The 12,733-nt window shown below is 59.0% G+C and carries 9 protein-coding genes, 1 tRNA gene, 2 pseudogenes and 1 riboswitch; of the genes and pseudogenes, 6 read left to right on the forward strand and 6 right to left on the reverse strand.

Going from position 1 to position 12,733, the window contains the following annotated elements:
* Positions 1-143 precede the first annotated feature (143 nt).
* Positions 144-220 (forward strand) — tRNA-Pro (locus tag WEB54_RS02035).
* Between the two features lie 48 nt (positions 221-268).
* Here the strand turns inward: WEB54_RS02035 and dkgB are convergent.
* Positions 269-1,084 carry a 2,5-didehydrogluconate reductase DkgB gene (gene dkgB, locus WEB54_RS02040; RefSeq protein WP_368052982.1) on the reverse strand — a complete coding sequence of 272 codons (816 nt, stop codon included), beginning with the start codon at positions 1,082-1,084 and terminating at the stop codon, positions 269-271.
* 275 nt (positions 1,085-1,359) lie between these two features.
* Between dkgB and WEB54_RS02045 the strand changes: the two genes are divergently transcribed.
* Together WEB54_RS02045 and WEB54_RS02050 are read left to right on the forward strand one after the other, a co-directional pair.
* The gene (locus WEB54_RS02045; protein ID WP_368052983.1) at positions 1,360-2,391 is read left to right on the forward strand and encodes a YjgN family protein; all 1,032 of its coding nucleotides are present in this window, start codon (positions 1,360-1,362) and stop codon (positions 2,389-2,391) included.
* Between the two features lie 21 nt (positions 2,392-2,412).
* Positions 2,413-3,471: a M48 family metallopeptidase gene (locus tag WEB54_RS02050; protein ID WP_368052984.1), complete on the forward strand. Its 1,059-nt coding sequence runs from the start codon at positions 2,413-2,415 to the stop codon at positions 3,469-3,471.
* 195 nt (positions 3,472-3,666) lie between these two features.
* On the opposite strand, the gene WEB54_RS02055 is transcribed toward WEB54_RS02050, so the two are convergent.
* Positions 3,667-6,141, reverse strand: coding sequence for a heavy metal translocating P-type ATPase (locus WEB54_RS02055; RefSeq protein ID WP_368052985.1), 2,475 nt, complete (start codon positions 6,139-6,141; stop codon positions 3,667-3,669).
* A 386-nt stretch (positions 6,142-6,527) separates the two neighbouring features.
* Between WEB54_RS02055 and WEB54_RS02060 the strand changes: the two genes are divergently transcribed.
* Complete coding sequence (locus tag WEB54_RS02060; RefSeq protein ID WP_368052986.1) at positions 6,528-6,767, forward strand: TIGR02647 family protein; 240 nt, start codon at positions 6,528-6,530, stop codon at positions 6,765-6,767.
* Positions 6,768-6,943: 176 nt separating this feature from the next.
* A pseudogene (locus WEB54_RS02065) lies at positions 6,944-9,003 on the forward strand (diguanylate cyclase).
* On the opposite strand, the gene WEB54_RS02070 reads toward WEB54_RS02065, so the two are convergent.
* The 4 genes from WEB54_RS02070 to modA form a co-directional block, all read right to left on the reverse strand.
* The gene (locus tag WEB54_RS02070; RefSeq protein ID WP_368052987.1) at positions 8,993-9,472 is read right to left on the reverse strand and encodes a 6,7-dimethyl-8-ribityllumazine synthase; all 480 of its coding nucleotides are present in this window, start codon (positions 9,470-9,472) and stop codon (positions 8,993-8,995) included. The pseudogene WEB54_RS02065 and the gene WEB54_RS02070 sit on opposite strands and share 11 nt — an antisense overlap.
* Positions 9,473-9,561: 89 nt before the next feature.
* Positions 9,562-9,742: riboswitch (FMN riboswitch) on the reverse strand.
* Between the two features lie 91 nt (positions 9,743-9,833).
* The gene (modC, locus tag WEB54_RS02075) at positions 9,834-10,907 is read right to left on the reverse strand and encodes a molybdenum ABC transporter ATP-binding protein (protein WP_368052988.1); all 1,074 of its coding nucleotides are present in this window, start codon (positions 10,905-10,907) and stop codon (positions 9,834-9,836) included.
* Positions 10,904-11,590: a molybdate ABC transporter permease subunit gene (gene modB, locus WEB54_RS02080; protein WP_368052989.1), complete on the reverse strand. Its 687-nt coding sequence runs from the start codon at positions 11,588-11,590 to the stop codon at positions 10,904-10,906. Before modB ends, modC begins: the two co-directional genes overlap by 4 nt.
* Positions 11,591-12,349, reverse strand: coding sequence for a molybdate ABC transporter substrate-binding protein (gene modA / locus WEB54_RS02085; protein WP_368052990.1), 759 nt, complete (start codon positions 12,347-12,349; stop codon positions 11,591-11,593).
* 186 nt (positions 12,350-12,535) lie between these two features.
* Between modA and WEB54_RS02090 the strand changes: the two are divergent.
* A pseudogene (locus WEB54_RS02090) lies at positions 12,536-12,733 on the forward strand (hypothetical protein); the annotation flags it as partial.

Below are 12,733 nucleotides of genomic sequence, written 5' to 3' on the forward strand. Positions count from 1 at the left end.
GAGGCAATCCGCTTGCCGGGCAGCGATTCAAGGCGTAGTTGACGCCACCTCTGCGACTTCGTACTATTGCGCAGCTCGCATACCCACAGCGCCCATTCCCGTAAATGCCCTGTGAAATCAACGGTTTGCGACGCCGACCTTTTCGGAGAGTAGCTCAGCTTGGTAGAGCACTACGTTCGGGACGTAGGGGTCGCAGGTTCGAATCCTGTCTCTCCGACCAACCATATTCCAGCGTTAAGTCCAGTAATACATCCAATCCAAAAACCATTCAGTCGATATCCCACTCAGGCGCAAAGCTCGGGTTGGCCAGTCTCAATGCCTGGTCCAGGGTGTCAATGCGGTTCATTTCCGAGATGGTGAGCTCCAGATCCATGGCGGCCAGGTTACTTTGCAGGTGGTGGCGTTTGGTGGAGGACGGAATGGTAATGATGCCGCGCGCTGCAACCCACGCCAGTGCTACCTGGGCGGGTGAAACACCCTTGTTCTCGGCAATGGCGGTCAGCACCGGGTCGTCGTTGACGCGCCCTACCGCCAGCGGCATATAGCCGGTGACCAGAATGTCGTGGCGCTGACAGTGCTCGACCAGGCGCCGATTGTGCAAATAGGGGTGAATCTCGATCTGATTGGTCAGCAGTGTGCCGGGGCCGAGTATCTTCAGGGCCTCGTCGATCTGGGCAATGGTGAAATTGGAGACCCCGATGTGCCGGGTAAGCCCCGCCTGCTGAACCGCCTTTAGTTCGCCCAGGTATTCTTCCATGGGTACGTCGCCTTCGGGGGCGGGCCAGTGAATCAATAGTAAGTCGACGCTGTCCATTTTCAGGCGGGCCAGACTTTGCTCAACACTGCGCCGGAAGTGAGCCTTGCTGAGCTGGTCGACCCAGACCTTGGTGGTCACGAATACCTCGTCGCGACTGATCGGGCTCTCGGCAATGGCCTTGCCGACGGCTGCCTCGTTGTCATACATCTGAGCGGTATCGATGGACCGGTAGCCCAATTCAAGTGCTGTGGTAACCGCCTGGTAAGCGACGTCTTCTTTCAGACGATAGGTACCCAAACCCGGGTTATTCAGCGTGGCTTCCGACATATCAGGCTCTCCAGCGTTACAGTGATCAGTTAGTGAGGCAGTACTGGCAAATAGTTGGGTTGTTTCACCAACCTTAAAGGGCCTCTCGTCGTCAGAAATTGATTACCACACTCAGTTTGCTCGGCCGTAACTCAGGCGAGGAGACCGGGGCCGATACATGCCCCCGGCTTTATCCGGTTTGTTTAAAGAGGTAAAGTTCAGATTCGTTCCAAGAGGGATCGACAGGTGTAAAAACCTGCGCAGTGAATAAAACAGATAACGAACAAGGAAACGTTATGACGAGCCAGTCCCTGACCGACACGCCGGTCACATCCCGACCTTCTCTCAAGCCCATTCTCGTTGCCTTCAATGGTCGCGGTGGCGAATATTTCGGCATTTGGATTGTTAACATCGCGTTGACGGTGCTGACATTGGGTATTTACTCCGCCTGGGCCAAGGTCCGTAACAAGCGGTATTTCTACGGCAATACCGACGTCGCGGGTGCCTCCTTTGAATATTTGGCCACTGGCGGTCAGATTCTGAAAGGTCGCCTGATCGCCGTCGCGGTCTTTGTTGTCTTTTCTGTGATTTCTAACCTCATTTCACCCGCAGTGTACGGTGTCTTCATGATCGCCTTCTTACTGGCGATGCCCTGGCTGATTAACGCCGGCCTGCGATTCAACGCCCGTTACACAGCTTACCGCGGGGTGCGTTTTCGCTTCAATGGCACCTACTGGGCCACCTGCAAGGCGTTTTTTCTGTACCCGCTGCTCGGCATGATCACGCTGGGCATCATGATGCCGCATGCCATGCATTATGCCGCCCGGTATGTGGTCACTCACCATGCCTATGGCACTAAAGCCTTCAAGTTTGATGCGACCGTCAAACAGTACCAGTCGGTTGTGCTCGGTCTGGTGATCGGCATCATTGCGTCAATCGCGTTAATTGCCATCGGTTTTAGCCAGGTTTCTATTCCTATGATAGCGGTGGGCTACCTGGCCATCTATGGCCTGTCTCTGGCCTTCAAACCCCTGCTGTTTAATGTGTACTGGCAAGGTGTGAACCTGCAGCAAAATCGCTTTAAGGCGAATATGCCGGTGGGCCGCTATATTTGGGTGTTTATGAGCAACTCCATTGTTGTCGCCCTGACGCTGGGTCTGGCCTTTCCGTGGGCGCAGGTTCGCCTGGCGCGCCTGAACGCGACGTCCCTCACCTTTCTGAGTGCCGGTAACCTCGGTAGCATCGCCGCCGCTCAGGCTAAAGAACTCTCTGCTCTGGGCGAAGAACTGGGTGAAGTCTACGATGTGGATGTTGGCTTTGGCATCTAACCGAACGGTGGAAGGTCGTCCATGGCGGCCTTCAATACCAGGCAGACCCCGGATATGACCCAGACCTTCAGTGCCTACTTTTACCCCGAGGGCTTTGCCGACAGCCAAACCGTGACCGTCTTGCTGGATGCCGGTGGCTGGTTGAGTTTTCAGGCATTCGACAGGAAGCACCGGTGCCCGTTTAATACGGTCACGGTCAGCGACCGGCTGGGCCGGTCACCAAGGTTTCTGACGTTGCCCGATCTCGGCCGGCTGGAAACCCGAGACAACGATTTTATTGATATGGCGCTGCGCCATTTTGGTCACAAAGGCGAACGCACGCTCTGGTTGCCAAAGCTGGAGCGGGCGCCGCTGTGGATTGTTGGCTTGCTGATCGTGGTTGTTGTGACCGGCTGGGCCACCTACCGCCATGGCATACCTGCCATCGCACGGGTAACGGCGCCCCTGGTGCCGGACAAGGTGCGGGAACTGGCCGGTAACGAGGCGCTGGATTGGATGGAGCGAGGCTGGCTGACCCCCACAACACTCAGTGAGGAACGCCAGCAGGAACTTCGCCGGGCGTTTGATCATCATTTTGGTGACCAGTTGACCGGGCTGAACGTCCGGGTGCTGTTTTATAGCAGCCCAGCCTTTGGCGCCAACGCCTTTGCTCTGCCAGACGGTACTCTGGTGTTCACCGATCAATTCGTGGCATTGGTTGATGACGCCGAATTCCTGGCCGTAGCCGCCCACGAAATTGGCCATGTCCGTCACGACCATGGAATACGGGGCATCATTAGTTCCTCTGCTCTGGTCGCCGCCACTTTGCTGATGACCGGCGACAGCGAGGCCCTTTCTGAAATCATCGTCACGGCGCCCTACGCTCTGGCTCAGCTCTCCTATTCGCGTGATATGGAACGGGAAGCCGATACCGCTGCAATGGCGTTGATGCAGGCCGCGGGTCTGGACCGACAGGCCTTCGCATCGGCCCTGCGCAAGATGATGAACAGTCACGGTGCCAGTGAAGGTGGCTCCAGGGCCTGGGAAGAGTACCTCTCCAGCCACCCTGCGACCGACGAGCGAATCAAACGGTTCGAGTAGGGTGATAGCCCGCTTAAGGTATTGGCTTTGCCGAGTTGACTAGCGGTGGCAACCTGGTGCACCCCTGTGGGGTAGTCCGCAGCAGGGATGCTGCGGCCTAGGCTCCATGGACGGATTCACGCCGACCCCACAGGGGTGCACCAGGTTGCCAGCGCGGGCTAAAACCACTCAACTGGCCCGCTCCTTTCCTTTGGTTTACTCCTTGTCGAGCGCGGCGTCTAACTTAAGTGTGCGCAACCGTAACGCATTGCCAATCACTGAGACTGACGACAGGCTCATGGCGGCGGCGGCGATCATCGGTGACAGCAAGGCACCGAAGATCGGGTAAAACAGGCCGGCGGCTACCGGGACGCCCAGGCTGTTGTACACGAACGCGAAGAACAGGTTTTGTTTGATGTTGCGCAGTGTGCCCCGGGCCAGGGTGCGTGCGCGGACGATGCCGTTCAGGTCACCTTTCACCAGGGTTATGCCCGCGCTTTCCATCGCCACATCCGCGCCGGTGCCCATGGCAATGCCAACATCGGCGGCGGCCAGAGCCGGGGCATCGTTGACGCCATCGCCAGCCATGGCCACGGAAGCACCCTGCTTGCGCAGTTCTTCCACCAGTTTCTGCTTGCCTTCGGGTGATACCCCGGCGCGAACCTCATCAATGTTCAGTTCAGCCGCGACGGCATTGGCGGTGGTGGCGTTGTCGCCGGTGGCCATCACAACGCGCATGCCTTGCGCCTGCAGGGCGCGAATGGCGTTGGCGGTGGTTTTCTTGATCGGGTCCTGCACCGCGATCAGGCCGGCCAGTTTGCCGTCGACCCCCAGGTACATCACCGTTTTGGCGTCTTTGCGCATCGCATCGGCTTGTGCTTCAACGTCGGATAAATCTATGCCTTTGCCATCGAACAGGGCGGCATTGCCCATTAACAGGTCGTGTCCGTCGACGCGGCCGACAATGCCCTGGCCGGTGACTGAATCGAAGGTCTCGGGTTCCTGCAGTGTCGCCTCTCGCTGTTTGGCTTCCGCCACGATGGCCTCGGCCAGGGGGTGTTCGGAGCTGCGCTCCAGGCTGCCAATCCAGCCAAGCAGGGTGGTTTCGTCCTGGTCGTTTAAGGCGATTAGGTCGGTGACTTTGGGCTTGCCTTCGGTCAGGGTGCCGGTTTTATCGACGATCAGGGTATCTACTTTGGCGAACCGTTCCAGTGCTTCGGCATCCTTGATCAGCACACCCGATTGAGCGCCGTGGCCAGTGGCCGTCATGATCGACATCGGCGTTGCCAGCCCGAGTGCACAGGGGCAGGCGATGATCAGCACGGAAACCGCGGCAACAATGGCGTAGGCCATGGCCGGTTCGGGCCCTACCAGTGACCAGATGACGAACGCTACAATGGAGATAAGCACCACGGTGGGCACGAAATAGCTCGCCACCCGGTCGGCCAGGCCCTGAATCGGGGCGCGTGAGCGCTGTGCCTGGGCCACCATGGCAACGATCTGCGACAACACGGTCTCCGATCCGACGCGTTCGGCGGTCATGATCAGGGTTCCCTGTTTGTTCAGGGTGCCGCCGGTCAGCTGATCGCCTTTGGTTTTTTCCACCGGCACCGGTTCACCGCTGATCAGCGATTCATCCACCGACGACTGGCCTTCGGCAACAACCCCATCGACCGGAATGCCGCTGCCGGGTTTGACCCGCAAACGGTCACCGCTCTGTACCTGATCGAGTTGAATTTCCTCGTCGTCGCCGTTGTCGTTGATGCGCACGGCGGTCTTGGGGGCGAGATCGAGCAGGGCGCGAATGGCTGAACCAGTGCGTTCTCGGGCTTTCAGTTCGAGCACCTGGCCAAGAAAGACCAGGGCGACAATAACGGCGGCAGCTTCGAAATAGACCGGGACGTGGCCCGATGCCATGCGGAAGGCATCCGGGAACACGCCGGGCATCAGCGTAGCGACAACGCTATAGGCAAAGGCGGCGCCCACCCCGAGAGCGATCAGCGTCCACATATTGGGGCTGCGGTTGACGATGGAGTTCCAGCCGCGCACGAAAAATGGCTGAGCGGCCCAGAGTACGACCGGGGTGGCGAGTATCAGTTCCAGCCAGACGGCGGGGCCTTCACCCAGCCAGCTGCGAAACGGCAGGCCGATCATCGGGCCCATGGTGATCAGCAGTAACGGCACCGCTGCGACGACGCTGATCCAGAAGCGCCGGGCGAAGTCGATCAGTTCGGGGCTGGGGCCGGTGTCTTCCAGCGAGGGCGTCATCGGTTCCAGCGCCATGCCGCATTTGGGGCAGGTGCCGGGGCCTTCCTGCACAATTTCCGGGTCCATCGGGCAGGTGTATTTCGTACCCTCGGGCATGGGTTCGGGTGCTTCGCTCGGGTCGAGGTAGCGCTCAGGATTTTCCTCGAACTTGTGCTGGCAGCGTTCCGAGCAGAAATAGTGTGCCTTGCCCTGATACCGCGCCATGCCTTTGGGACGGTCGCGCTGTACGGTCATGCCGCAGACGGGGTCTTCGGCGGTTTGATAGGCCTTGGGGTCATTGTCGAACTTCGTTTTGCAGCCAGCACTACAGAAATAAACATCTTGGCCGTCGTGGTCACTGTGATGTTTGGCGGTATCCGGTGATACGGTCATACCGCAAACCGGGTCGCGTAATTCCACTGCGTTAGCTTGGGTTTGGCTCATGGTCTCTCCTTTAGGTGCCTGATGCACCAGCATTCATGAGAGACAGGCTAGACCTTCCAGTCGTTGGAAGGTCAAGTGATAGCTCATGTTTCGAAGTCTAATTAGGGTATCGCCTAGAACCCTGACATTGCTCAGTTCGAACCTCCATATGAAATCTAACGATTTCGACGTATTTCACAACAATTTACAGTATTAATGCTGCTTTTAGCACATTGTCGGTATTTTCGGAGCAAGGTGCCATCCCCATAGCGGAGTTGTTCTTTGAGATTGCACTTGCGAGCAGCAGGCGCAGCGCGTTCTATTGGTCTCTGCGTTTCACAGTAGTTGCCGAGCTGTCAAAACTCGTCTAAACAGTAGTTATACTGACAAAAAAGAGAGTATCCATCATGCCATTCTCCGCCGACCACATCGCCGAACTGAATTTGCTCACTCAGTTCCGGGCCTCCTCACTGCAGGAAGGCATCAAAGTTCACAGCCAGGAGGCCGATCCGACCCTGGTGGCCGCCGCTGAACGCTTGTATGGTAAAGGGCTGATTACCCATAAGGATGGCGGCTACCTGACCGACCTTGGGGTCGAAACCGTTGACCACACCCGTAAACTGCTTGGCATTTTATCGAGTCAGTAGGCCCTGGTTTGTTGCTGGCAGGTCATTCAAGTGACTGACAACAGGGTGCAGGTGCCTGATGCCTCTGATAGCCTGGCCGACAGGGTCTGGTTTTGTGTTATCGCCGGGGTCGTCCACAATGGTGTCTATTTGCCCTTGAATGTCTGAACAATTAACAGTTAGTAGTTAGCAGTTACATGAAAAAGCCGAGTTTACTCACCAGACTGACGCTCAGTTACAGCCTTATCATCTTGCTGGCCACCCTGCTGATCAGTGTCGGGGTGGGCTATGTCACGTCTCAGCGATTGCAAAACACCGTTGGTCAGTCTCTGGCGGAGCTGGCCTATACCATCAGCGACCGGATGGATCGCGATATGTTTTACCGTTACCGTGACCTGGCAACCGTGGTGACCATCGCCCGTGATCGCGCCGACCCCGATGCCGTGTTCATTGAACAGGCCTGGCTCGAGGAATTGCAGGAGAGCTTTCCTTTTTACAAGTGGATCGGCTTCGCTGCCCCGGACGGTGAGGTTCTGGTCAGTAACGGCGGGTTGCTGGAGGACATGAACGTCTCGGCCCGCCCCTGGTTTCAGCAAGGGCTGGACGGGGTCTTTTTTGGCGATGTTCACGACGCCGTGCTGCTGGAAAAACTATTGCCTGCACAGGAGGAACCCTGGCGCTTTGTCGACGTCGCCCTACCGGTGCACGACAACAATGGCGAATTACTCGGTGTGCTGGGGGCTCACCTGAGCTGGGAATGGGTCACCGAAGTGAAGGATTCCGTGCTGCAGGTCGCGGCGCACCAGGGCTCCATAGAGGCGTTGGTGGTCGGCAGCGATGGTACTGTTCTGCTCGGCCCCGAGCCGCTGCAGGACCAGCGTCTGGACCTGCCTCCGGCCAACAACGGGCCGACCTTCCAGAGCCTGACCCTTGGCGGCGACACCTACCTGACCGGTATCGCACAGACCGACGGTCACCGCGACTATCCCGGGTTGGACTGGAAAGTCCTGGTGCGTCAGGACACCGATGAAGCGTTCGCGGCGGTGCGTCGCTCGCAGCTGGAGATTCTGCTGTTGGGTCTGTTCGTCGCCGTGGTGTTCTTTTTCGTCAACCGCTGGAATGCCCGAACCATTACCCGGCCACTGCATTTAATCAGCCACGCCGCCATACGCTTGCGGGCCGGTAACACCGGAGCCAGTTTCCCCGAAGACATCGGTTTTCGCGAAGGACAGGATCTGGTGCGGTCGCTGCAAGGGCTCACGCGTCAGTTGCTGGAGCGGGAGAGAGACCTGGTGGCAGCCCGGGCTGAGCTTGAGACACGGGTGGAAGAGCGTACCATGGAACTGCAGCAGGTCTACCAGGCCATTCATGACAGCGAAGCCCGGTTGAAACTGATTACCGATAACGTACCCGTGATGATCGCCTACATCGATACCGATGAGCGCTATCAGTTCTTCAACCGTGCCTATCTGGACTGGTACGGGTTTGCCGGGCAGGAACAGGAGCTGCACCAACAACCGGTGCGCGAACTGCTCAAGGCCTCGGCTTACAACCAGACTAAACCCTACATTACCCGGGCACTGGCCGGAGAGCTGGTCAGTTTCGACCGCGAGGAGCCGGGTACCGGTGCGACTCGCTACCTGCATGTCACGTACCTCCCCGAGCGGTCACAACGGGGCGACGTGCTGGGCTTCTTTGTGACCAGTGTCGATATCACCAAGCGCAAGCAGATGGAAATGCAGTTGCAGCACCAGAGCAACCACGATTACCTGACCGGGTTGCCCAACCGGACGGGTTTGAAGCACCATCTTGAACTGGCCGTGGCCAGAACCCGGCGCTCCAACAAACCCCTGGCGCTGATGTTTCTGGATCTGGATCACTTCAAGGAAGTGAACGACACCCTGGGCCACGCCGCCGGTGATCAGTTGCTGCAGGAGGCGGCGCGACGGCTGCTTAGTAAGTGCGGAAAACCGACACTGTCGCTCGGCTGGGTGGCGATGAGTTTGTTGTCGTGCTCGAAGACCTGACCCAGAACGCGGCTGAAGACGCCGCCGACATTGCCTGCAAACTCATCGAGACCCTCGCTCGGCCGTTCGAACTGGGTGAGCATCAGGCCCGGGTGTCTGTCAGCATTGGTGTGGTGGTGGATAACAACGCCAACCCGGTGGACATCCTGATGGAGCAGGCCGATGCGGCCATGTACCAGGCCAAACAACAGGGCCGAAACGATTTCCGGCTGGTGTCGCTTAACCGCTAATCGCCCTTAGGCTGGCCAGGGTGGCGTGGCAGGCCTGGGCGGCCTCCTGGCCTTTCTTCACAAAGTGCTCGCGGAAATAGCGCTGGTGTTCCTCGTGTTCGTGAAAATGGTGCGGTGTCAGCACCACGCTGAAGACCGGAATATCGGTATCCAGTTGCACGCGCATCAGGCCGTCAATAACGGCCTGGGCCACAAAGTCATGCCGGTAGATGCCACCGTCAACCACCAAACCACAGGCGACGATGGCGTCAAACCGACCGGTTTTGGCCAGCTGTTTGGCATGCAACGGTATTTCATAGGCGCCGGGCACGCGCAAGTGCTCGACCTCGGCCGTGGTATCCAGTCGTTTCAGCTCAGATTCAAACGAAGCGCAAGCCTGCCCGACAATGTCGGCATGCCAGGAAGCCGCAATAACGGCCACGCGGGTGGTTTGGTTGTGGGTAGTGCGGTTGGATGTAGACTGATTCATGGGTTGCCCTCAAGGTTAGGGTGATTGCCAGAATCAGGGCGCGCGAGTACGCAAAGACCACAGCGAAGGCGCGGTGGCGATTGGGTGGTTCGCGATCTCTCTCATCCGGACTCTAACCGTCGGCTCTGGCATCTCACCAGATCTGCTGACCTCGCTGTGAAGCAACGGAATAAACCCATCGTCACCGCGAGCGCTCGCGGGCTGCTGACCTGAGCCATGGGCCGATCAGATACCGCCGGTGGGGAATTTCGCCCCGCCCTGAGAACGCTGCCGACGCACAAGCGCCGGACCGGCGGCAGTATACTGAATTTTCCGGGAAACGCACGATCAGGATGGGTGGACGCAGTGTTGCCAGCCAGCGTTAATCCAACAACGCGACCGATTTGATCAGCGCGTAGAGGCTGAGCCCGGGGCGCAACCCGAGCTGGCTGACCGCCCGTGACGTGACTTCGGCCAGCAACAACTGGCCATCATTGGTGCGACAAGCCACCACAATGCGATGCTGGTGCGGCGGATCGATGCGTTCGATGGTCACCGGCAGGTGGTTCTGAATGCTGATGCGGTGGGGGTCGTCGAGCGACAGGCTGACGTCGCGTGCCAGTACGCGCAGCCGGATCGGTTGGCCGGCCCCGACCGTTTGGGTATCGGGAATCCAAAGCCGCGCCAGAGGCGGGCCGAAGGGCCGTACGCCATCGGCTTCGGGTTCGCCGGGAATGCCTTCCAGTATCGAAGCGGCACCAGCGTCATCGAACAGCGGTGACTGCGGCCGGGCCAGCGCCTCGTGCAACGACTCGACGCGTGGAATCTGGCCAGCCTGCATAAAGGCGACCCGGTCAGCCAGCCGCGCCACTTCATCGGGCGCGTGGCTAACCATGATCATCGGCACGCCAGACTCGGCCGCCATGCGCGATAGAAACGGCATGATGTCGCGCTTGGTCTGGGTATCGAGCGCGGCCATCGGTTCATCTAGCAACAGCAATTGCGGGCTGATTAACAGCGCCCGGCCCAGCGAAATACGCTGGCGCTCGCCACCGGAGAGCTGGTCGATGCGCCGGTCGAGCAAAGCTTCGATGCCCAGCATTGCCGCGACCTCTGGCAAATGCAGCCGACGCTGAGCGGCGGGCGTGCGCCGATAGCCATACACCAGATTATCGCGAACCGACAGATGCGCCAGCAGGCTGGGCTCCTGAAACACCAGGCCAATGCGCCGCCGGTGCAAGGGTACAAAAAGCCGGCCCTGTTGCCATGGGTGTTCGCCAAACTGAACCCGGGCATCACCTACCCGTTCCAGACCGGCGATGATGCGCAACAGGGTGGTTTTGCCACACCCTGAGCGGCCAAACAGGGCGGTCACCCCGCAAAGCGGTAAGACCTGGTCTACGCTCAGTTCGAAGTTATCGCCATAGCGCAGCCTGGCTTGAATCTGCAACGTCATAACCGGACCACCTCAAAGCGACGGTTAATGCTGTAAACCACAAACAGGGTGACAAACGAGAAGACCAGCAACATCAGCGACAGGCTGTGCGCAGCGCCGTAATTCATGGCCTCCGCATGGTCATAAATTAGCACTGAGAGCACCTTGGTCTCGCCGGGTATGCTGCCGCCGAGCATCAGAATTACCCCAAACTCGCCCAGCGTATGGGCGAAAGTAAGCGTCGCGGCGACCAGAAAACCGCCCCGGGTCAGTGGCAAAATCACGGTAAAGAACCGATCCCAGAAACCGGCGCCAAGGCTGCTGGCGACCTCCACCGGCCGACGCCCCAGGGTGCGAAATGCCTCGGTCAGCGGTTGCACGGCAAAGGGCAGGGAGTAAATCACCGAGGCGACCAGAATGCCCTCGAACGAAAACGCGAGATGTCGTAAGCCGATATTTTCCAGTGTCTCACCCACCAGCCCACGCGGCCCGAGCACGATCAGCAAATAGAACCCGAGCACCGTAGGCGGCAGTACCAGCGGCAAGGCAACAATGGCCTGCACCACGATGCGCACTGTAGACCGACCCTGAGCCAGCCACCAGGCCAGTGGCGTTGCCAGTACCAGCAAGATAACCGTGGTGTACAGACACAGCCTGACGGTAACGCCAATCGCCTGCCACTCTGCAGGCCCGAGTTGGAACATTCACTGCGCTCCCAAGTGTGATGGTGGCAAACCAAAGCCGTATTGGGTCATGATCTCATGCGCCTGCTCGCTGCGCATAAAGTCGGCGAAAGCAAAAGCGCCAGGCTTGGTTGCACCGTGCCGGGTAACGACAAACCCCTGGGTTAGGGGGGCGTGCAGGCTATCATCAATCAGATGGTGGCCATGGCTGGCCAGGCCCGGAAACAACGCCAGCGAAAGGGCAATGATGCCCACATCGGCCGCGCCCGACTGGGCCATCTGTGCGGTCTGGGCGATGTTTTCACCGAAGACCAGTTTGCCTTGCACCGCCGCCCAGACCCCGGCGGCCATCAGCGCTTCCCGGGCTCTCATGCCGTAGGGTGCATGGGCCGGTTGGGCGATGGCGATGCGGTCAACGCGGTCGTCAGCCAGGTCAGTCAGGGTCAGGTTAGAGGCATCGATGGCGTTGCTCCAGAGCACTAGGCGGCCAATGGCGTAAACGGCGGGTTCAGTGGCGGTAAGCCCCCGCTCTTCAAGCAGACGCGGAAAGGCAATGTCGGCTGAGAAAAACACATCATAGGGCGCGCCGTTCACAATTTGCGTGGTCATCTTACCGGAGGAGCCGTAAATCACCTCGATGTCGGCCGCCGGGTTCGCCTGACGGTAAACCCCGACAATATCCTCCAGCGCATACCGCAGGTCGGAAGCCGCGGCGATCAGCAACGGGTCACTGGCCTGCACCGGCAGTACAAAGGCGAGCGATAGCACACTGGCAAGCATCCATCTACATCTACACGGATATTTCAGCAGAAACACTTCCTTTCTCCTGATAAAGGGGCAACGTCTGGTACGGCCGTCGCTGGCCTGAACGGGTTGACTGACCGATTGTGAACACATCGTTCGTGCATTTCGAAACGTCGTCAAGCTCTCTATACTGCGCGCACCCGTTAGACACGCCGGAATACCATGCACTTCACTGCACCAGCACGATGGCCCGCTGCCCTGAACTTACTGGTTACCCTGGCCGTGGGCGCGCTTGGGGCGGTGATCTTCAGCATGCTGTCGTGGCCGTTACCCTGGATGCTGGGCAGCCTGACCTCGACACTGGTCGGCAGCCTGTTCGGGTTTACCCCTCATATTCCCATGCGATTGTTTACCGCCATG

The sequence above is a fragment of the Saccharospirillum sp. genome, from assembly GCF_040881935.1.
Classification (GTDB): Bacteria; Pseudomonadota; Gammaproteobacteria; order Pseudomonadales; family Natronospirillaceae; genus Saccharospirillum.

What these genes read in the sequence shown, in the direction of transcription:
- modA (WP_368052990.1), bottom strand. Translation starts at nt 12,349, where the DNA reads ATGCTTGCCAGTGTGCTATCGCTCGCCTTTGTACTGCCGGTGCAGGCC.
- dkgB (WP_368052982.1), bottom strand. Translation starts at nt 1,084, where the DNA reads ATGTCGGAAGCCACGCTGAATAACCCGGGTTTGGGTACCTATCGTCTG.
- WEB54_RS02055 (WP_368052985.1), bottom strand. Translation starts at nt 6,141, where the DNA reads ATGAGCCAAACCCAAGCTAACGCAGTGGAATTACGCGACCCGGTTTGC.
- modC (WP_368052988.1), bottom strand. Translation starts at nt 10,907, where the DNA reads ATGACGTTGCAGATTCAAGCCAGGCTGCGCTATGGCGATAACTTCGAA.
- WEB54_RS02045 (WP_368052983.1), top strand. Translation starts at nt 1,360, where the DNA reads ATGACGAGCCAGTCCCTGACCGACACGCCGGTCACATCCCGACCTTCT.
- WEB54_RS02050 (WP_368052984.1), top strand. Translation starts at nt 2,413, where the DNA reads ATGGCGGCCTTCAATACCAGGCAGACCCCGGATATGACCCAGACCTTC.
- WEB54_RS02070 (WP_368052987.1), bottom strand. Translation starts at nt 9,472, where the DNA reads ATGAATCAGTCTACATCCAACCGCACTACCCACAACCAAACCACCCGC.
- modB (WP_368052989.1), bottom strand. Translation starts at nt 11,590, where the DNA reads ATGTTCCAACTCGGGCCTGCAGAGTGGCAGGCGATTGGCGTTACCGTC.
- WEB54_RS02060 (WP_368052986.1), top strand. Translation starts at nt 6,528, where the DNA reads ATGCCATTCTCCGCCGACCACATCGCCGAACTGAATTTGCTCACTCAG.